General features: G+C 69.2%; 16 protein-coding genes. 4 read left to right on the forward strand and 12 right to left on the reverse strand.

Annotated elements, in window-relative coordinates; genetic code table 11:
- Positions 1-27: 27 nt before the first annotated feature.
- Positions 28-1479 carry an FAD-dependent oxidoreductase gene (locus F3S47_RS00735; RefSeq protein ID WP_150443314.1) on the reverse strand — a complete coding sequence of 484 codons (1452 nt, stop codon included), beginning with the start codon at positions 1477-1479 and terminating at the stop codon, positions 28-30.
- A gap of 149 nt (positions 1480-1628) precedes the next feature.
- Positions 1629-2414: a ribose-5-phosphate isomerase RpiA gene (gene rpiA, locus F3S47_RS00740; protein WP_150443315.1), complete on the reverse strand. Its 786-nt coding sequence runs from the start codon at positions 2412-2414 to the stop codon at positions 1629-1631.
- 142 nt (positions 2415-2556) lie between these two features.
- Between rpiA and F3S47_RS00745 the strand changes: the two genes are divergently transcribed.
- Complete coding sequence (locus F3S47_RS00745; RefSeq protein WP_150443316.1) at positions 2557-3933, forward strand: L-serine ammonia-lyase; 1377 nt, start codon at positions 2557-2559, stop codon at positions 3931-3933.
- Positions 3934-4069: 136 nt separating this feature from the next.
- Here F3S47_RS00745 and murD read toward each other — a convergent pair whose 3' ends face one another.
- The 8 genes from murD to F3S47_RS00785 form a co-directional block, all read right to left on the reverse strand.
- Positions 4070-5464, reverse strand: coding sequence for a UDP-N-acetylmuramoyl-L-alanine--D-glutamate ligase (gene murD, locus F3S47_RS00750; protein WP_150443317.1), 1395 nt, complete (start codon positions 5462-5464; stop codon positions 4070-4072).
- Between the two features lie 180 nt (positions 5465-5644).
- Positions 5645-6727, reverse strand: a complete 1083-nt coding sequence (mraY, locus tag F3S47_RS00755) for a phospho-N-acetylmuramoyl-pentapeptide-transferase (RefSeq protein WP_150443318.1) — start codon at positions 6725-6727, stop codon at positions 5645-5647.
- 4 nt (positions 6728-6731) lie between these two features.
- Complete coding sequence (locus F3S47_RS00760; RefSeq protein ID WP_150443319.1) at positions 6732-8174, reverse strand: UDP-N-acetylmuramoyl-tripeptide--D-alanyl-D-alanine ligase; 1443 nt, start codon at positions 8172-8174, stop codon at positions 6732-6734.
- Positions 8174-9670 carry a UDP-N-acetylmuramoyl-L-alanyl-D-glutamate--2,6-diaminopimelate ligase gene (locus F3S47_RS00765; protein WP_150443320.1) on the reverse strand — a complete coding sequence of 499 codons (1497 nt, stop codon included), beginning with the start codon at positions 9668-9670 and terminating at the stop codon, positions 8174-8176. The genes F3S47_RS00760 and F3S47_RS00765 overlap by 1 nt, the downstream gene beginning before the upstream one ends.
- A gap of 14 nt (positions 9671-9684) precedes the next feature.
- Positions 9685-11463: a peptidoglycan D,D-transpeptidase FtsI family protein gene (locus F3S47_RS00770; protein WP_150443321.1), complete on the reverse strand. Its 1779-nt coding sequence runs from the start codon at positions 11461-11463 to the stop codon at positions 9685-9687.
- Positions 11460-11810 carry a cell division protein FtsL gene (ftsL, locus tag F3S47_RS00775; protein WP_150443322.1) on the reverse strand — a complete coding sequence of 117 codons (351 nt, stop codon included), beginning with the start codon at positions 11808-11810 and terminating at the stop codon, positions 11460-11462. The genes F3S47_RS00770 and ftsL overlap by 4 nt, the downstream gene beginning before the upstream one ends.
- Positions 11807-12772, reverse strand: coding sequence for a 16S rRNA (cytosine(1402)-N(4))-methyltransferase RsmH (gene rsmH, locus F3S47_RS00780; protein WP_150443323.1), 966 nt, complete (start codon positions 12770-12772; stop codon positions 11807-11809). Before rsmH ends, ftsL begins: the two co-directional genes overlap by 4 nt.
- A 3-nt stretch (positions 12773-12775) precedes the next feature.
- Positions 12776-13297: a division/cell wall cluster transcriptional repressor MraZ gene (locus F3S47_RS00785; RefSeq protein WP_150443324.1), complete on the reverse strand. Its 522-nt coding sequence runs from the start codon at positions 13295-13297 to the stop codon at positions 12776-12778.
- Between the two features lie 696 nt (positions 13298-13993).
- On the opposite strand from F3S47_RS00785, the gene F3S47_RS00790 reads away from it, so the two are divergent.
- A complete protein-coding gene (locus tag F3S47_RS00790) occupies positions 13994-14329 on the forward strand; it encodes a DnaJ family domain-containing protein (RefSeq protein ID WP_150443325.1) in 336 nt (111 codons plus the stop codon).
- 63 nt (positions 14330-14392) lie between these two features.
- Here the strand turns inward: F3S47_RS00790 and F3S47_RS00795 are convergent, their stop codons facing one another.
- Entirely contained in the window at positions 14393-15469 is a 1077-nt protein-coding gene (locus F3S47_RS00795) for an Mrp/NBP35 family ATP-binding protein (protein ID WP_150443326.1), read from the reverse strand.
- 259 nt (positions 15470-15728) lie between these two features.
- Here F3S47_RS00795 and F3S47_RS00800 point away from each other — a divergent pair, with 259 nt between their 5' ends.
- Both F3S47_RS00800 and F3S47_RS00805 read left to right on the forward strand, forming a co-directional pair.
- Complete coding sequence (locus F3S47_RS00800) at positions 15729-15935, forward strand: DUF1127 domain-containing protein (RefSeq protein WP_150443327.1); 207 nt, start codon at positions 15729-15731, stop codon at positions 15933-15935.
- A gap of 427 nt (positions 15936-16362) precedes the next feature.
- Positions 16363-17331 (forward strand): ketopantoate reductase family protein, encoded by a 969-nt coding sequence (locus F3S47_RS00805; RefSeq protein ID WP_150443328.1) that lies wholly within the window; start codon positions 16363-16365, stop codon positions 17329-17331.
- Here F3S47_RS00805 and F3S47_RS00810 read toward each other — a convergent pair.
- Positions 17328-18023, reverse strand: coding sequence for an alpha/beta fold hydrolase (locus F3S47_RS00810; protein ID WP_150443329.1), 696 nt, complete (start codon positions 18021-18023; stop codon positions 17328-17330). The genes F3S47_RS00805 and F3S47_RS00810 overlap by 4 nt on opposite strands.
- Positions 18024-18082: the final 59 nt, after the last annotated feature.

Raw genomic sequence — 18082 nt, forward strand, 5'->3', positions numbered from 1 at the left:
CTACAGGTGTGGGCATGCCGCCCGAAATCAACCAGTCCTGACGGGCTCACGCATTGTCACGATTTCTTCCGCCATGGTCGGATGGACCGCCACGGTGCGATCGAAGTCTTCCTTGGTCGCGCCCATCTTCACCGCGATGCCCGCGAGCTGGATCATCTCGCCCGCCTCCGGTGCGACGATATGGCATCCGAGAATGCGCCGTGTCTCCTGGCTGACGATCAGTTTCATCAGCACCCGGTCGGGCCGTCCGATGAAGGCGGTCTGCATCGGCCGGAACGAGGTGCAGTAGACCTCCACCGGTTCCTGGTCGCGCGCGGCCTCTTCCGTCAGCCCGATGGTGCCAAGCTCCGGCTGGGTGAAGACGGCCGAGGGGATGAGGTCGTGGTCCACCGGGGTCGGCGTGTCGCGGAAGACGGTATCCACGAAGGCCATCCCCTCGCGGATCGCCACGGGAGTCAGCTGCACGCGGTTGGTCACGTCGCCGATGGCGTAGATGTTGTCGACCGACGTCGCCGAGTATTCGTCGACCTTCACCTCGCCCATGCGGCCGAGCTCGACCCCGGCTTCTTCCAGGCCCATGTGGTCGGTGTTCGCCCGGCGCCCGGTGGCGAAGAGAACGGCGTCGAAGACCTTTTCCCGCCCGTTCGTCGCCTTGACCCAGACTGGCCCCTGCCCGGTCGCGCGCTCCAGCAGTTCGTCCGACTGCTTGGGGTCCGCGCCCATGGCCGCGTCCGAACCGGTGCCGTGGTCGAAATGCTCCTCGCTCGCACGCGCCATCTCGACGATGTTCGTTCCGCAGTGCAGGTCGATGCCGCGCTCGCGCATGGATTCCGCGATGAGCCCGCGCGCCTCGTCGTCGAAGCCGCGCAGGATCTGCGCCCCCCGGTAGTACTGCGTCACCTCCACGCCCAGCCCGTTGAGGATGTAGGCGAACTCGCAGGCGATGTAGCCGCCGCCGATTATCAGCAGCGACTTCGGCAATTCGTCCAGCAGGAAGACGTCGTTGGAGGTGATGCCGAGATCCGCGTTCGGCAGATCCGGGATCACCGGATGCCCGCCGGTCGCCACGAGGATCGTCTTCGCCGTCACGATCTCGCCCGTGGAGAGTGCCAGCGTGTTGCGATCCTTGAGCGTCGCGCGGGCGTCGATGACGTGGACGCCAGAATTGTCGAGCAGCTTGCGGTAGACCCCCTCGAGCCGGTCGAGCTCGTGGTGCAACCGGCCCCGGAAGCTCGGCCAGTCGAAGCTGCCTTCCTCGATCTCCCAGCCGTAGCCCTTCGCGTCCGAGCACATCTCCCGGTAGCCCGAGGCGAAGACCATGAGCTTCTTCGGCACGCAGCCCCGGATGACGCAGGTGCCGCCCATCCGGTACTCCTCGGCCAACGCCACCCGCGCGCCGGCGGAGGCCGCCTGCCGCGCGGCACGGACGCCGCCGGAACCGCCGCCGATGACGAAGAGATCAAAGTCGTGGTCGCTCATGCCTGGCCTCTCTCGATCCGGTCAGGGCGGTATCCCACAGCAGGCCGGGGAAGGCCAGACGCAGGCCTCTACGGGCCGCTCCCCCGGGAGGGCCGGATTGTCGCGGCGCCACAAGCACCTGCGGCCAACGGCGGGCCGCCGACCGGAGCTCAGTCGAGGATGTCGTCGAAGAGGTTGTTGGTCTCGAGAAAGTCCAGCCGGCCCTCCTCGACGCTGCCCTCGTTGATGTCGCGCACCTGCACCCGGCCGTCGCCGTGGCCGATCACCAGGATGTCGCAGATGTCGAGGAAGAGCCCGTTCTCCACCACGCCCGGGATCTGGTTCAGCACCAGGCTCAGCTGCCGGGCATTGCCGATCCGGTTTAGGTGCAGATCGAGGATGTGGTTGCCCTCGTCCGTCACGTAAGGCGCGTCGCCGTCCATCCGCAGCCCCGCGTCGCGGCCCAGCACGTCCATGCCGATGAGCGCCTCTTCCACGAGCACCTTCGTGGTCTGCCAGCCGAAGGGGATCACCTCCACCGGCAGGGGAAAGCTGCCCAGGGTCTCGACCTGCTTGGACACGTCGGCGATCACGATCATCTGGTCTGAGGCCGTGGCGACGATCTTCTCCTGCAGGAGCGCGCCGCCGCCACCCTTGATGAGGTTCAGGTCGCCGTCGACCTCGTCCGCCCCGTCGATGGTCATGTCGAGCCACTTCGCCTCGTCGAGCGAAACCACCCGGACCCCCACCTGCCGCGCGAGCTCGGCGGTGCGGGCCGAGGTCGGAACGCCGGTGATCCTCAGCCCCTCCTCTCGGACCATCTCGCCCAGGCACTTGACCAGCCAGGCGGCGGTGGAGCCCGTGCCGAGCCCTACGCGCATGCCATCCTCCACGAAGGACGCGGCGCGCTTGGCGGCGGCGAACTTGGCCTTGTCGAGGGGCGAGAGGTCGGGCATCGGTCAGCTCCTTTTGTTGGCCTTTCCCTACACCGGAAGAGCCTCCGGGGGCGAGGGCCAATCTCCGGTGATGTCGCGGATGATCGCGCGGGCGTCTCTGCGGGGTCTGGTGAGCCCGCGCGGCGGTGCTAGGTGACGTACCATGTTCCTTTCCGTCTTCGAACTCTTCAAGATCGGCGTCGGCCCCTCGTCCTCCCACACGATGGGCCCCATGGTCGCCGCCGCGCGCTTTCTCGACCACCTGCGCGCGCAGCCTTTCACCGTCTCCGGCCTCCGGGCGAGCCTGCACGGCTCGCTGGCCTTCACCGGCGTGGGCCACCACACCGACCGCGCGGTGATCCTCGGCCTCGCGGGCTTTCGCCCCGAGAGCTACGACCGCGACCGCGCGGACGCCGAGCTCGCCCGCCTCGCCGAGGAGAAGACCGTCACGCCCGAGGGCCTGCCGGAGCTCGCCTTCGACCCCTCGGGGGACCTCCGCTTCGACTACGAGCGCGCCCTGCCCGGTCACGCGAACGGTCTCGTTCTCAGCGCGACCGACGCCCAGGGAGACGTGGTGGCCGAGGTCACCTACTACTCCATCGGGGGCGGCTTCGTCCTGACCGAGGCGGAACTCTCCGAGGGCCGCGATACCGACGCCGGGGGCGCGCCCGTCCCCTACCCCTTCAAGACGGCCGCCGAGATGCTGGAGATGGCCTCCGCCTCCGGCCTCACCGTGGCCGGCATGAAACGCGCCAACGAGCGCGCCCGCGCGCCGGACCGCGACCTCGACGCCGGGCTCATGCGGGTCTGGGAGGTCATGGAAGCCTGCATCGACCGCGGCCTCGCCGCCGAGGGGACCCTGCCCGGCGGCCTGAAGGTGCGCCGCCGCGCCCGGGGCGTGCACGAGAGCCTGCAGGCCGAGCGCGGCATGAACCTCGCCCCGCCGCATACCATCAACGACTGGATGTCGGCCTATGCCATGGCGGTGAACGAGGAGAACGCCGCCGGCGGCCAGGTGGTGACCGCGCCCACGAACGGCGCGGCGGGCGTGATCCCCGCGGTGATCCGCTACTGGCTCGACCACGTGCCGGGCGCCGCCCGCTCGCGGATTCCCGACTTGCTGCTGACGGCGGCGGCCATCGGCGGGCTCATCAAGTTCAACGCCTCGATCTCAGGCGCGGAATGCGGCTGCCAGGCCGAGGTGGGCTCCGCCGCCGCGATGGCCGCCGCCGGCCTCTGCGCGGTGCTCGGAGGCTCGGCCGAGCAGATCGAGAACGCCGCCGAGATCGCGCTCGAGCATCACCTCGGCATGACCTGCGACCCGGTCCGCGGGCTCGTCCAGATCCCCTGCATCGAGCGCAATGGCCTGGGCGCCATCAAGGCGGTCTCGGCCGCCTCCCTCTCGCTCCGCGGCACCGGCGACCACTTCGTGCCCCTGGACGCCGCGATCGAGACCATGCGCCAGACCGGCGCCGACATGAGCGAGAAATACAAGGAAACCGCTCTCGGCGGCCTCGCCGTGAACGTCCCCAACTGCTGAACCTTCATCTAGCCCCAAGTACCCTCGGGGGAGTCCGCGGCCCTGCCGCGGACGGGGGCAGAGCCCCCCAGCCGCACGGAGCCGCCGCAGGCGGGTCCGGGCTTGCCATGGGCGGCCGCAAGGCCGCTCCGCCGGATCAGGTCAGGGCATCGACCAGGACCGCGAAATCCTGCCCGCGCTTCTCGAAGTTGTCGTATTGATCGAAGCTCGCGGCGGCGGGGGCGAGGAGCACGGTGTCGCCGGCTTCCGCCTCCTCGGCCGCGCGCTCGACGGCGCGGGCCATGGTGGTGCAGACCTCGGCCTCGATGCCCTTGAGCTCGGTGGCGAAGGCCTCCGCCTCGCGGCCGATGACGTAGGCCTTCACGACCGATCCGGCGGCCTCGACCAGCGGAGAGAGGTCGCCCTCCTTCCGCAGCCCGCCGCAGATCCAGCGGATCCGCGAGAAGGCCCCCAGCGCCTTCACCGCGCTGTCGACGTTGGTCGCCTTGCTGTCGTTGATCCAGGCGATCCCGTCCCGCTCGGCCACGAGCTGGGAGCGGTGAGGCAGGCCCGGGAAGGTCTCGAAGGCCGCGGCGATGGTGCGCGGCGCGAGCCCCAGGGTCCGTGCCACGGCATAGGCGGCGCAGGCGTTCTGGTGGTTGTGCGCCCCCGGCAGGCCCTTGATCTCGCGCAGGTCGATCGTGCCGACCTGCCTGCCCTTGCGGTATTCCGAGAGCCAGCCCTTGCGGGCGAAGACGCCCCAGCCGCGGGTGATCTTGCGGTTCGCCGAGACGCGGATGAGGCGGTCGTCGCCGGTGCCCTCGACCAGCTGGTTGGCGAGATACTGCCCCTCGGGCTCGTCCACGCCGATCACGCAGCGGTCGGGGCCGCCCTCGGAGAAGAGACGGCGCTTGGCGGCGAAGTAACCGCCGAGCCCGCCGTGGCGGTCGAGGTGGTCAGGCGTGAGGTTGGTGAAGACGCCGATGTCCGGCGTCATCCCGCGGGCGAGTTCCGTCTGGTAGCTGGAGAGCTCCAGCACGACGATCCCGCCATCCTCGGGCGGGTCGATGTCGAGTACGCCGCGGCCGATGTTGCCGGCCAGCTGGCTCGACTTGCCGGCCTCGGTCAGGACGTGGTGGATCAGCGCGGCGGTGGTGGACTTGCCGTTCGAGCCAGTCACCGCGACGACGCGGGGCGGCTGGTCCATGCGGGCCCAGCCGGAGGAGCCCAGCGAGGCGAAGAACAGGCCGATGTCGTTGTCGACCGGCACCCCGTGCTCCCAGGCCGCCGCGATTGCGGGATGGGGCGCGGGATAGAGATGCGGGATGCCGGGGGAGACGACGAGGAGGTCGACCTCCTCCAGCGCGCCCTGGCGGGCGGGGTCGCGCAGCTCGAGCCCCTCCTCCTCGACCGCGGCGCGGCCGGCAGGACCGTCATCCCAGGCGACGACGCGGGCGCCGCCGGACTGGAGGGCGCGGGCGGCGGTGCGGCCGGACCGGCCGAAGCCGAGCACGGCGACGGTCTTGCCCTCGTAACCTCGGACGGGAATCATCGGTTGGCCCTCCTCGACGACCGGTTATTCGGGCGATCCCGGGCCCGGTCAAGGGTGTCCAAGTTTGGACACCCTATCAAGACCCTGAAATCGCTCATTTTTCATGGTTAACGCGAAATCCGGCAACGGCGCGCAACACCCCGGCCCGGCACGCTGCGGGCGCAGCGCCCGGACAGCGGATCAGCGGACCTTGAGGGTGGCGAGGCCGATCATCGCGAGGATCAGCGAGATGATCCAGAAGCGGATCACGATCTGCGGCTCGGCCCATCCCTTTTTCTCGTAGTGATGGTGGATCGGGGCCATCAGGAAGACCCGTTTCCCGGTGCGTTTGAAATAGGCCACCTGGATGATGACCGAGAGCGCCTCGACCACGAAGATGCCGCCGACGATGGCCAGCACGATCTCGTGCTTGGTCGCCACCGCGATGGCCCCCAGCGCGCCGCCGAGCGCGAGGCTGCCGGTGTCGCCCATGAAGACCGCCGCGGGCGGCGCGTTGTACCACAGGAAGCCGAGACCGCCCCCGATCAGGCCGGCGGAGAAAACCAGGATCTCGCCGGTACCGGGCACGTAGTGCACGCCGAGATACTCGGTGAAGTCGGTGCGGCCCACCGCGTAGGCGATCACGCCGAAGGTACCGGCGGCGATCATGACGGGCATGATCGCGAGGCCGTCGAGACCGTCGGTGAGGTTCACCGCATTGGCCGAGCCCACGATCACGATCATCGCGAAGGGCACGAAGAGGAACCCGAGGTTCAGCAGCAGGTCGGCGAAGATCGGGAAGGCGAGCTGGTTGGTGAGCTCCTCGGGGTGGAACTGCGCGGCCCAGAAACCGGCGACCCCCGCGATGAGAAAGCCCAGCAGCAGGCGCATCTTGCCCGAGAGGCCGGCGTGATCCTGCTTGGTGACCTTGGCGTAGTCGTCGGCGAAGCCGATCGCCGCGAAGGCGAGCGTCACGAAGAGCACCATGATCACGAAGGGATTGTCGAGCCGCGCCCAGAGCAGGGTCGAGGTCGTGACGGCGCCGACGATCAGCAGCCCGCCCATGGTGGGCGTTCCGGCCTTGACCAGGTGTCCCTCCGGCCCGTCGGAGCGGATCGGCTGGCCCTTGCCCTGGCGCTTGCGCAGCACGTTGATGAGCGGCAGGCCGAAGACGAAGCCGAAGCACAGCGCCGTCAGGAAGGCGCCGCCGGCGCGGAAGGTGATGTACCTGTAAAGATTGAAGAAATCCCCGCCGTCGGAGAGGGCGGTGAGCCAATAGAGCATCGGGTTACAACTCCGCCTCGGGCATGTCTCTGCGATGCCCGAGTTTCCTGATGGCGTCAACGACGAGCGACACGCGGCTGCCCTTGCTGCCCTTGACCAACACGACGTCACCGGGATCCACGATGCGCGCGGCCTCGCGGACGAGGCTCTCCGCGTCGCCGGTCCAGCGGCCGCGCTTCTCGTCGGGCAGCGCGGCGTGGAGGTGACGCATCCGGGTGCCGACGCAGTGGACCACGTGCACCGACTTCATTGCGGGATCACGCGCGAGCTCGGCGTGCAGCTCGTTCTCGGCGGGGCCGAGCTCCAGCATGTCGCCCAGGATCGCGATGCGGCGGCCCCGGCCGACGTGGCCGAGGTTGTCCTGCGGCTGCGCGGCCGCGAGCACCGCGAGCGAGGCCGACATCGAGGCGGGATTGGCGTTGAAGGCGTCGTCGATGAGGTCGATCGTCCCCGCCGCGACTCCGTCGTCGAGCAGGAGCCGCTCGCGCGTGCCGCGGCCCGCGGGCGGCGCCCAGGTGCCGAGCGCCATGAGCGCGCGGGTCCGGTCCGCGCCGAGCGCCCCGACCACGGCCAGCACGCCAAGCGCGTTCATGGCGAAGTGCCGCCCCTCGGTCGCGACCTTGAGGTGCACCTGCGTACGCCAGAGCCGGGCCGTTCCGACGGTCGTGCCGTCCCGGACCAGCGCCTCGATCAGGCGGTGGTGGTTGCCGGGCCCCTCGCCGAAGCTGATCCGGTGCGTGGCGTGGCGTTCAGCGGCGGCCTCGAGGATCGGCGTGGTCTCGAGGTCGCCGTTCAGGACAGCGGTGCCGCCGGGCTCGAGGCCCTCGAAGATCGAAGCCTTCTCGTGGGCGATGCCCGCGAGGTCGTCGAAGGCCTCGAGGTGGGCCGGGGCGACGATGGTCACCATGGCGACATGGGGCCTGGCCTGCATGGCGAGCGGCGCGATCTCTCCGGGGTGGTTCATGCCGATCTCGATCACGGCATAGTCGGTGTCGCGCGGCATGCGCGCCAGCGTAAGCGGCACGCCCCAGTGGTTGTTGTAAGAGGCCTCGGCGGCATGGACGCGGCCCGAGGGTTCGAGCGCGGCGCGCAACATCTCCTTGGTCGAGGTCTTGCCCACCGACCCGGTGATGGCGGCGACGCGGGCGCGGCTCCGTGCGCGCCCCGCCCGCCCGAGGCCTTCGAGCGCGGTCTGCACGTCGTCGACGATCAGCAGGGGGGCGTCGTCGGGCACACCTTCGGGCACGCGGCTGACGAGGGCGGCCCCTGCCCCCTTCTCCAGCGCCTGCGCGACGAAGTCATGCCCGTCCCGCGCCGCCTTCAGGGCGACGAAGAGATCGCCCGGCGCGATGGTCCGCGTGTCGATGGAGACGCCGGTCGCCTCCCAGTCTCCGGTGGCACGTCCGCCGGTCGCTTCCGCGGCCTCGGCCGCCGTCCAGAGCGCCATCAGATATGCCCGTCGAGCGCGGCGACCGCGACGCTGGCCTGTTCGACATCGTCGAAGGGAAGGACGGCGTCGCCGACGATCTGCCCGGTCTCGTGGCCCTTGCCGCAGATCAGCAGCGCGTCTCCGGCCTGGAGCATGTCCGCGCCGCGCAGGATCGCCATGGCCCGGTCGCCGACCTCGAGCGCGCCGGGCGCGCCGGCCATGACCTCGGCCCGGATCGCGGCAGGATCCTCCGTGCGGGGATTGTCGTCGGTGACGATGACGTGGTCGGCGTGTTCGGCCGCGGCGGCGCCCATCAGCGGCCGCTTGCCGGTGTCCCGGTCGCCGCCCGCGCCGACGATGGCGACGATCCGCCCCATGACGTGGGGGCGCAGCGCCTGGATGGCGGTGGCGACGGCATCGGGCGTATGGGCGTAGTCGACGAAGACGGTCGCGCCGTTGTCGCGGGTGGCGGCGAGCTGCATCCGGCCCCGGACCGTGGTGAGGTGCGGCAGGGTATCGAAGACCTCCTGCGGGTCGGCGCCGGCGCCGATGGCGAGACCGGCGGCGACGAGGACGTTCTGCGCCTGGAAGCCCCCGATGAGGTCCATCCGGACGAGCATCGTCTTGTCCTGCCAGGCAAAGCGCAATTCCTGCCCGGTGGCGTCGAAGCGGTGGCCGAGGAGCCGCAGGCGGGCCTCGTCGGAAAGGCCGACGCCGATGACCTCCTGCCCCCGCTCGGCGCAGATCTGGGCGACGAGCGAGCCCTTGGGATCGTCCACGTTCACCACCGCCACGCCGTCGTCCGACAGGACGCGGGTGAAGAGGCCCATCTTGGCGTCGAAGTAGGCCTCGAAAGTCTTGTGATAGTCCAGGTGGTCCTGGCTGAAGTTCGTGAAGCCCGCGGCGGCGAGCACCATCCCGTCCAGCCTGCGCTGGTCGAGCCCGTGGGAAGAGGCCTCCATCGCGACGTGGGTCACCCCTTCGCGCGCGGCCTGGGCCAGCACGCGGTGCAGGGTGATCGGGTCCGGCGTGGTGTGGCGCAGCGGGTGGCTCCACGCCCCCTCGACGCCGGTGGTGCCGAGGTTCACGGCGGTCTCGCCCAGCTCCAGCCAGATCTGGCGGCAGAAGGAGGAGACGGAGGTCTTGCCGTTGGTGCCGGTGACCGCGACGGCGGTCTGCGGCGCGCGGCCGAACCAGAGCGCGGCCGTCTGCGCGAGGGTCTGGCGCGGGTCCTCGGCGAGGATCACGGCGGCGTCGCCCTCGATCAGCTCGTCGGCGGCGATGCGCGCGCCCTCGGCGTCGGTCAGGATCGCGCCCGCACGCTGCGCGAGGGCGGTCGCGATGAACTCCGCCCCGTGCACGCGGCTGCCGGGCAGCGCCGCGAAGAGATACCCCGGCATCACCTCGCGGCTGTCGGTGGTGATCCCGGTGATCTCGGCCTCGCGCCCGCCCTGGGCGGTGAGCCCGAGGCCTGAGAGGGTGCGGGTCTGTTCTTCGGGCCTCGCGCTGCTCATCTCGCCCCCGGTCGTCAGTTCGAGGTGAGTGTTACACCGGTGGGCCGGAGGGAGTCCACGTCGGGCCGCAGCCCCATGAGCGGAGCGGCGCGACGGATGATCTCGGCGGCGACCGGCACGGCGGTCCAGCCGGCGGTGCGGCGGGGCTCGTCGCTGCTGGTCTCCACGGGCTCGTCGAGCGAGACGACGAGGACGTAGCGCGGGTCGTCGGCGGGGAAGACGCTGGCGAAGGTCGCGATCACCTTGTCGTCATAATATCCGCCCTGCGGGGTGGGCTTGTCGGCGGTGCCGGTCTTGCCGCCGACCTCGTAACCCGGAACCTCGCCGAAGCTCGCGGTGCCGCGCACGACGACCTGCCGGAGCATGTGCCGCGCGAGCGCCGAGGTCTGTTCGGAGACAATGCGCTCACCCTGCTGCGGCCGGGTCCGGCGGAGCAGCGTGGGCGTGACCCGCGTGCCGCCGTTCAGGAGGCTCGCGTAGGCCTGAGCGAGGTGGACCGGCGAGGAGGACAGGCCGTGGCCGTAGGAGATCGTCATGGTGGAGATCTCGGACCAGTTCGGCGGCAGAAGCGGCCGGCCCGTGGGGGCCTCGACCATCTCCAGGCCCGTCGGCTCCAGGAGTCCCAGCTCGCCCAGGAAGTCACGTTGCCGTTCGGCGCCGATCTGCATCGCCACGCGGGCCGTGCCCACGTTGGAGGACTTCACGATGACGTCCGTCGCTGTCAGCTCGGGGCCGTAGTTGTGGAAGTCGCGGATGCGGAACCGGCCCCAGGTGAGCGGACCGGTGGTGTCGATCATGGTCTCGCCGTTCAGCAGACCGAGCTCGACCGCCTGGCCGATCGTGAAGATCTTGAAGACCGAGCCCAGTTCGTAGACGCCCTGCACCGCCCTGTTGAAGAGCGGGCTGTCTGCGCGGTCGCCCTGCGTGATCGGCGGCCGGGTGTTCGGATCGAAATCAGGAAGGCTGACCATCGAGACGATCTCGCCCGTGTGCACGTCCATCATCACCGCGGACGCACCCCGCGCGTTCATGAGCATCATGCCGCCCGCGAGCACCCGCTCGACCGCCGCCTGCACGGAGAGGTCGATCGAAAGCTCGAGCGGCGCGCCCTCGTTCGCGGGATCGCGCAGGTAGTCGTCGAAGTACTTCTCGACCCCGGCCACGCCCTCGATCTCGGCGGCGTTCACGGCCTCTTCGCCGTACTTGGTGCCGCCGAGGATATGCGCGGCGACGGAGCCGTTGGGATAGAGCCGCATCTCGCGCGGGCCGAAGAGCAGCCCCGGTTCGCCGATCTCGTGGACGGCCTGCATCTGCTCGGGGCTGATCTGCCGGCGAATCCAGAGGAAATGACGGTTGCCGGTAAAGTCCTTGTAGAGTTCCTCGGCCTCGAGGTCGGGGAAGATCGCCGCCAGCCCGTCGGCCGCGGCGCGCGGATCGATCATGTCCCGCGTCTGGGCGTAGAGGCTGTGGGTCTCGAGGTTGGTGGCAAGGATACGGCCGTTCCGGTCGGTGATGTCCGCGCGGCTGCTGATGATCGGGTTCCCGCCGCCGGCGACCTGCGGCTCGCTGGGCTCGGAGCCCGCCAGCACGCCCATTCGGCCGCCGACCACAGCGAAGGCGAAGAAGAAGAGCGCGCCCAGCACCAGCAGGCGCCCCTCGGCGCGGACGCGGGCGCGGTCGCGCATCTCCTCGTGGCGCAGGCGCAGGTTCTCGGCCTCGATGACGTCGGGATTGGCCCCCTCGGCACGGGCCTTGAGGATACGGGCAAGAGGACGCAGCGGACGGCGGATCATGGGAATTCCACTCCGGGCTCGTGGGCGATCTCGACGGGATCGGTGATGGGCGACAGCGGCGGGACCGGGAAGTTGATCGTGTCGATCCGGCCGAAGGCCTCGGGCATCAGCGGCAGCAGGCCCAGCCGGTCGAAGTTCAGCTCCGCGAGGTCCATCAGGCGGTCGGGCCGGTTGAGATAGGCCCATTCGGCGCGCAGGACGGAGAGGCGCTCGTGCGCGCGGCCGATCTCGCGGTGCAGCTCCTGCACCTCGGCGATCGCCTCCTGCGTCTGGTAGTTCTGCCGGTAGGCCCAGAAGGCCAGCGCGATGACGGCGAGGGCAGAGACAAGGTAAAGCGCTGATCTCATAGCTTGAATCCCTTCACGACGGGCATTCCGAGGGTTTTCGGGTCGATGGGTTTGGCGGGCGCCTCCGTGCGCCGCGCCACGCGAAGGCGGGCGGAGCGGGCGCGCGGATTGCGCCCGGTTTCCTCGGCATCGGGGCCGATGGCCTTGCGGCTGACGAGCGTGAAGGCCGGCGGTTCGGTCTCCTGCATCGGCTGGTGGCGGCTGGGCCCGCCAGTCTGGCCGGCGCGGGACTGCATGAACCGTTTGACCATGCGGTCCTCGACGGAATGGAACGTCACCACGGCCAGATACCCCCCGGGGGAGAGCGCGCGCTCGGCCGCCATAAGTCCCTCCGCGAGTTCGCCGTACTCGTTGTTCACGGCGATCCGCAAGGCCTGGAAGCTGCGGGTGGCGGGGTGGCTCTGTCCGGGCTTCTGGCGCGGCAGGACGCCCTCGACGATCTCGGAGAGACGGCCGGTCGTCGTAATGGGGCGCTCCCGGACGATGGCGCGGGCGATGCGGCGCGACGCGCGCTCCTCCCCGTACTGAAAGAGGATGTCGGCGAGCAGGCCTTCGTCCGCCTCGTTGACCAGCTCCGCGGCGGAAGGGCCCTCCTGGCTCATGCGCATGTCGAGCGGGCCGTCGGACTGGAAGGAGAAACCGCGCTCGGCCCGGTCGAGTTGCATGGAGCTGACGCCGAGGTCGAGAACGACGCCGTCGAGCGCCTCGGCGTGCTCGTCAAGCCGGGAGAAGTTGCCCTGCACGAGCCGAAGCCGCGTTTCCTCCGCGGCCCATTCCTTGGCCAGTTCCAGCGCCAGCGGATCGCGGTCGAGGCCGATGACCTCATCGGCCCCCGCGTCGAGCAGGGCCCGTGTGTAGCCCCCTGCCCCGAAGGTGCCGTCGAGCCAGGTGCCGCGCACGGGGGATACTGCTCGGATGAGCGGGTCTATGAGAACTGGGATATGGGGTGCGGCAGCGGGCATTCCCTATAGGCCGTCCAGCTCCGACATGAGATCGTAGTGCGGGTTCTCGGCCTTCTTGTTCTGCAGCCACTCGTCCTCGCCGTCGACCTCGGTCGCGGTCTGGTCGAGCCAGATCTCGAAGCGGTCGGCGTAGCCCTGGAACTGCAGGACCCCGCCGCCCTCGGCGCCGATCTTCTCGCGGAGCTCCTTGGTGAGGACGGTTCTGCCGTCATCGTCGATCTCCAGCAGGGTCGAGGCGCGCAGGATATTGCGCTCCATCGAGCGGCGCATCGGGTCGCCGCGCGGGATGCGGGAGATCTTGGCGGAGATCTGGGCGAACTTCTTTACGGTATAGGCCTCGACGTGATCGTCGAGGTGGGGGCCATGCACCACGTAGACGCGCGCGCGGGAGCTGGGCGGGGGAGCGGTCTCTTCGGTGTCGGAGGTGCCATTGACCACAAGCTCTTCGCGGAAGGCCGACGGGATCGAGACCCGCCCCTTCGCGTCTACCTTGGGGTAGAATGTGCCCGTGAATCCGACCGACACGTCACCGTCCTTCCCCCAGCGCTTGTGGATATGTTAAAATCGAAAACGGCGGATCAGGAGGCTGCCAACTCCCGATCCGCCGTCGTCGTCCCTCGCGGGATGTCCGACTGCGTGCGCGCCACCTGGGGGGATGTCTGCTCGCCCGCACACGCCGGATCTCTTCGTTCTGAAAGCGATTGCCTGTATGAAACCTGCTCTGGTTTTCTTTTCGCCGTTGGGGTTCTTGGCGCCCCGTCGTTGTTGTCTGCTCGCTTTCTGGAATTGTTGTGCCATCGGGGCTTTGGGATTGAAAGGAAAAAGGTGGCACTTCATGGAACTTTTTGGATGAGCCTTTGAGCGCCTCGCCCTGCGACTCGGGAGTCAGCGAGCCCTTGGACCTCATATCTGCCCATCGGCAGAATTTGGCCTACCAGATATAGTTAACGCAGCCTCGGCCGCGCAGAATCTTGGGCCTCACGAAAATGTGGCCCCCGGGCAACGACCAAGCTTCTAGATCGCCTTATCCCCAGCTTATCCCCAGATTTTCGCGTGCCGGTTGCGGTTGAGTTCGGCGAATCTCCGGCCATTCCCCAGCAGGTTCCATGAGATTCCGGGCGTTCCATGCCGTCCCATTCAGTACCGCCTGGCCGCCGACTGCCTTCCCGGGCCGGCCAGGGCTCCATATCTTCGGCAAGAAGGGGGAATGGACAACAGAGAATGACCCGATCTCTCGACCGTCTCGTCGAACAGCAGATCCGGAAGGCCATCGCCGAGGGCCGGCTTCGCGGGCTGGAGGGCGAGGGCAAACCCTTGCCCGATCGCTCCGGCGAGGCTCACACCGACATGGCGACAGCCGTGGCGACGCGGATCATGGCGGAGGCCGGCGCCCTGCCCGAGGAATTCAGGCTGAAGGCGCTGCTCGACGCGGCGCGGCAGACCTACAGGGACGCGGAAGACGAAGAGGCCCGGCGCGCGGCAATGGCGCTGATCGCCGAGCTCGAGCAGCGCTACAATATCGCCGTGGAAGCGCGGCGCCGCTTCATGAAGCCCTGAGACTCCGCGCTCTCTATAAGATGAGCATTGAGGGAGGGCGCAACCGAGCGCCCTCCGCCGAACTCAGGCCATGCCGCCTTCGACGAAGCGGCGGGCAAGACGGCGGTAGCCCTCGGCCATCGGCCCCTCTCCGGACGCCACCGGCTGTCCGGCATCTCCGCCGAGCCGGGTATCGAGGTCGATGGGCAGGGCCGCCAGGAACGGGACGCCGATCTTCTCCGCCTCGGCCGCCACGCCGCCGTGACCGAAGAGATGCGCCTCGTGCCCGCAGTTGGGGCATATATATGTGCTCATGTTCTCGATGAGACCGAGCACCGGCGTCTTCAGGGTCTCGAACATCCCGAGCGCCTTGCGCGCGTCGAGCAGCGCCACGTCCTGCGGCGTCGAGACGACGACCGCGCCCGTGAGGTGGAAACGCTGAGAGAGCGTCAGCTGGATGTCGCCCGTGCCGGGCGGAAGGTCGACGATCAGGATGTCGAGCTCGCCCCAGTTGGTCTGGTTCAGCATCTGCTGCAGCGCACCCATGAGCATGGGGCCGCGCCAGATCACCGGCTTGCCCTCCTCGAGCATGAGCCCGATCGACATGAAGGTCACGCCATGGGCGTGCAGCGGCTCGATCCGCTCGCCGTCGGGCGACTTGGGCTGACGCTCCTCCCCCATCATCCGGGGGACCGAGGGGCCGTAGATGTCGGCGTCGAGCAGGCCCACTCTTCTTCCCTCGCGCGCGAGCGCGACCGCGAGGTTGGTGGCGACCGTCGACTTGCCGACGCCGCCCTTGCCCGAACCGATGGCGATGATGCGGTCGACACCCGCCACGGCGACGGGTCCGGCCTGGGGCTTGGGGTGGCCGCCGATCTTGAGCTGCGGCGGGTCCTTCTTCGGCTCCTGCGGCGCGGAGGGGCCATGAGCGGTCAGGACGGCCGAGACCGACTGCACCCCTTCCAGGCGCGCCACGGCGGATTCGGCGGCCTGCCGGACCGGCTCCATCTGGCGGGCCATGTCGGCGTTCGGAGCCTCGATCACGAATCGAACGCGGCCCTCATCGACCGCGAGAGCCCGCACCATGTCGCGGGTCACGAGGTCTCCGCCGTCCGGCAGCGAGATGCGGCCGAGTTCCCTCAGGATGTCCTTTTTATCCATGACGTGGCGTCCCTTCCGCTGTGCCGCACAATTTCGCGGCGTTTACCACATTTAGAGAGCAGTTTGAAACTGAACGGCCGTTCATTCTGACCCAGCGTCGCCCGTTAACCCCTTAGAATGTGACATTTTTTACTATGCGTTTTCTGCATGGCAGCGTTGTCGAACTCTGTATTGTGCAGGTGCAGCAATTCCCTATCTTGGGTCGTGACAGCGCTACCACGGCACCGAACGGAACAGTAGAGCAGAAAGGTTGACCGACATGGCTACCCTTACTCGCACCGGATTTATCGGAACCGCCAACCGCGGCTCCTTCATCGAGGCCTTCAAGACGCGCCGGTCCCAGAACCGCGTGTACCGCGAAACCCTGCGTGAGCTGAGCCAGCTCACCGACCGTGACCTCGCGGACCTCAACATCAGCCGTCACCGCATCCCGGACATCGCCCGCGACGCGGCCTACGGCAGCTAAGAGATACGGTTCGGGGTTCCCTTCCTCCTCCCTGGGGACCCTGAGCGCGGTTCGCTCCTCCTCCTCCCTGAGCGGACCGCACCTCGAAGACGCGGCGGCATCCTTCCTCCTCCCTGGATGTCGCCGCTCTTCAGGGGCAAACAAGACGAAGCGGCGTGACCCACAGGTCACAATCAGCCGCGACACGAAAAAGTCGGAAACCCTCTCCTCCTCCCTGGGTTACCGGCCTAGCGAAGCCGGCGGCATCCCTCCTCCTCCCTGGATGTCGTCGCCCCTTCGCGAAAATTCGGCGGATGCTCCTCCTCCTCCCTGAGCGTCCGTACGATACAAGCGGCGGCACCTTCCTCCTCCCTGGTGTCGCCGCTTTTTTATTGCGCCCCCTTCTGCCCCCTCTAGGGTCCGCCCCGGTTCAACCGGAGGCAGGCCAATGCGGATCATCGTTCTGGGACTCGGCGCGGTCGGCGGCACGCTGGCCGCCGCACTGCACGCCGCGGGCCGCGAGGTCGTGGGCATCGCACGGGGCGAGCATCTGGCCGCGATCCGTACCGACGGGCTCCTGCTGCGCACGCCCGGCGGTTCCCGACGCGTCCCGCTGGACGCCGTGCGCGATCCCACCGAGATCGACTGGCGCCCCGACGACATGGTGGTCGTCGCCGTCAAGACGCAGCACAGCGCCGAGGCCTTCGACCGGCTGCGCGCGGCCGGCGTGCATGAGCAGCCGGTCTTCTGTGCCCAGAACGGCGTGGAGAACGAGCGGATCGCGGCGCGGCTCTTTGCCAACGTCCACGGGGTCTGCGTCATGCTTCCCGGCGACCATTCAGATCCGGGCGAAGTCCGGGCCTACGGCGCGCCCAAGCTCGGCTTCTTCGACGTGGGTCGCTATCCCTCGGGGCGGGACGCGGACGACGACCGCTTCGCCGCCGCGCTGGAGGGCAGCGAGCTTCCGGCCTTCCCGGTCGCGGACGTCATGGCGAGCAAGTACGGCAAGCTCCTTCTCAACCTCGGAAACGCGGTCGAGGCGGCGCTCGGGCCGGAGGAGAAGAGCGCCGACATCACCGGCGCCCTGCGGGAAGAGGCCGAGGAGGTGTTCCGTTCAGCGGACATCGACTGGCGCGACGTGGGGGCGGGGGACGCGCGGCGCGACGAGCTCATGCAGATCAGCGAGATCGACGGCGTGACGCGCATCGGCTCCTCCTCCACCCAGTCGCTGGTACGCGGGGCGGGCTCGATCGAGAGCGACTACCTTAACGGGGAGATCGTGCTTCTGGCCCGACTGCAGGGGCGCGACGCGCCCCGGAACGCGGCGATGGCGCGGCTGGCGGCGGAATTGGCGCGCGACTGCAAGCCGCCCGGGTCAGTCTCCGTCGAGGACCTGCGCCGGAAGCTCGGCATCTAGCGGGCGAGCCAGCCCCGGAGCGCCTCGGTCACGGCCTGGGGCTCTTCCAGGCTGGGGTAGCGTCCGGACTGCTCGAGGATCTCCGGCGGGTCGCTGTCCATCAGTTCGGCCATGAACTCCAGCCGCTTGGGCGGGCAGAGCTTGTCGTGCCGCCCGCCGAGGAGCAGCACCGGACCGGCGATCTGGCGCAGCACCGGCTGTTGGTCGCGCCGTTTCTGCAGGGCCCGCGACTGGGTGCGGAAGACAGAGGGCCCGAGGTCGAGCGCCATGCGCAGGAGCGCGGCCTGGACGGCGACGCGCTCCGCGCCGGGGCCGTAGCCCGCCTGCCCCACGAAGCCGCGGGCGATCTCCTCGAAGCGGCCGGCGGAGGCCGCGACCATCTGCGGCTCGCGCGCCGTCGCCTCGGCAGGCGTGTCGGGCTGGAAGCTGGTGCCGACGAGGGCGAGCCGGGTGACCCGGTTGGGCGCTCGGCGCACGAGCTCCAGAGCGACGGTCCCGCCGAGCCCCTGCCCGACCACCGCGATCCGGGGCGGCAGCACCGACAGGAGGTCGGACGCGAAGTTCTCGATCCGGTCGCAGGTCGAAAGTGGCGCGCTCATCACCGCGTACTGGCCCGACAGTGCCGCGATCTGCGGCTCGAAGAGCCGCAGGTCGGTCATGGCGTCGGGCAGGAACAGAATGGGTTCGCGCATCGGCCGTGTCCTACCCTGCCTTGCCGCCGGGGTCAGGTGGTCCCGCGCAGGGGGAAGCG

The organism is Histidinibacterium aquaticum, from assembly GCF_008710275.1.
GTDB lineage: Bacteria > Pseudomonadota > Alphaproteobacteria > Rhodobacterales > Rhodobacteraceae > Oceanicola > Oceanicola aquaticus.

What these genes read in the sequence shown, in the direction of transcription:
- F3S47_RS00735 (WP_150443314.1), bottom strand. Translation starts at nt 1,479, where the DNA reads ATGAGCGACCACGACTTTGATCTCTTCGTCATCGGCGGCGGTTCCGGC.
- rpiA (WP_150443315.1), bottom strand. Translation starts at nt 2,414, where the DNA reads ATGCCCGACCTCTCGCCCCTCGACAAGGCCAAGTTCGCCGCCGCCAAG.
- F3S47_RS00745 (WP_150443316.1), top strand. Translation starts at nt 2,557, where the DNA reads ATGTTCCTTTCCGTCTTCGAACTCTTCAAGATCGGCGTCGGCCCCTCG.
- murD (WP_150443317.1), bottom strand. Translation starts at nt 5,464, where the DNA reads ATGATTCCCGTCCGAGGTTACGAGGGCAAGACCGTCGCCGTGCTCGGC.
- mraY (WP_150443318.1), bottom strand. Translation starts at nt 6,727, where the DNA reads ATGCTCTATTGGCTCACCGCCCTCTCCGACGGCGGGGATTTCTTCAAT.
- F3S47_RS00760 (WP_150443319.1), bottom strand. Translation starts at nt 8,174, where the DNA reads ATGGCGCTCTGGACGGCGGCCGAGGCCGCGGAAGCGACCGGCGGACGT.
- F3S47_RS00765 (WP_150443320.1), bottom strand. Translation starts at nt 9,670, where the DNA reads ATGAGCAGCGCGAGGCCCGAAGAACAGACCCGCACCCTCTCAGGCCTC.
- F3S47_RS00770 (WP_150443321.1), bottom strand. Translation starts at nt 11,463, where the DNA reads ATGATCCGCCGTCCGCTGCGTCCTCTTGCCCGTATCCTCAAGGCCCGT.
- ftsL (WP_150443322.1), bottom strand. Translation starts at nt 11,810, where the DNA reads ATGAGATCAGCGCTTTACCTTGTCTCTGCCCTCGCCGTCATCGCGCTG.
- rsmH (WP_150443323.1), bottom strand. Translation starts at nt 12,772, where the DNA reads ATGCCCGCTGCCGCACCCCATATCCCAGTTCTCATAGACCCGCTCATC.
- F3S47_RS00790 (WP_150443325.1), top strand. Translation starts at nt 13,994, where the DNA reads ATGACCCGATCTCTCGACCGTCTCGTCGAACAGCAGATCCGGAAGGCC.
- F3S47_RS00795 (WP_150443326.1), bottom strand. Translation starts at nt 15,469, where the DNA reads ATGGATAAAAAGGACATCCTGAGGGAACTCGGCCGCATCTCGCTGCCG.
- F3S47_RS00800 (WP_150443327.1), top strand. Translation starts at nt 15,729, where the DNA reads ATGGCTACCCTTACTCGCACCGGATTTATCGGAACCGCCAACCGCGGC.
- F3S47_RS00805 (WP_150443328.1), top strand. Translation starts at nt 16,363, where the DNA reads ATGCGGATCATCGTTCTGGGACTCGGCGCGGTCGGCGGCACGCTGGCC.
- F3S47_RS00810 (WP_150443329.1), bottom strand. Translation starts at nt 18,023, where the DNA reads ATGCGCGAACCCATTCTGTTCCTGCCCGACGCCATGACCGACCTGCGG.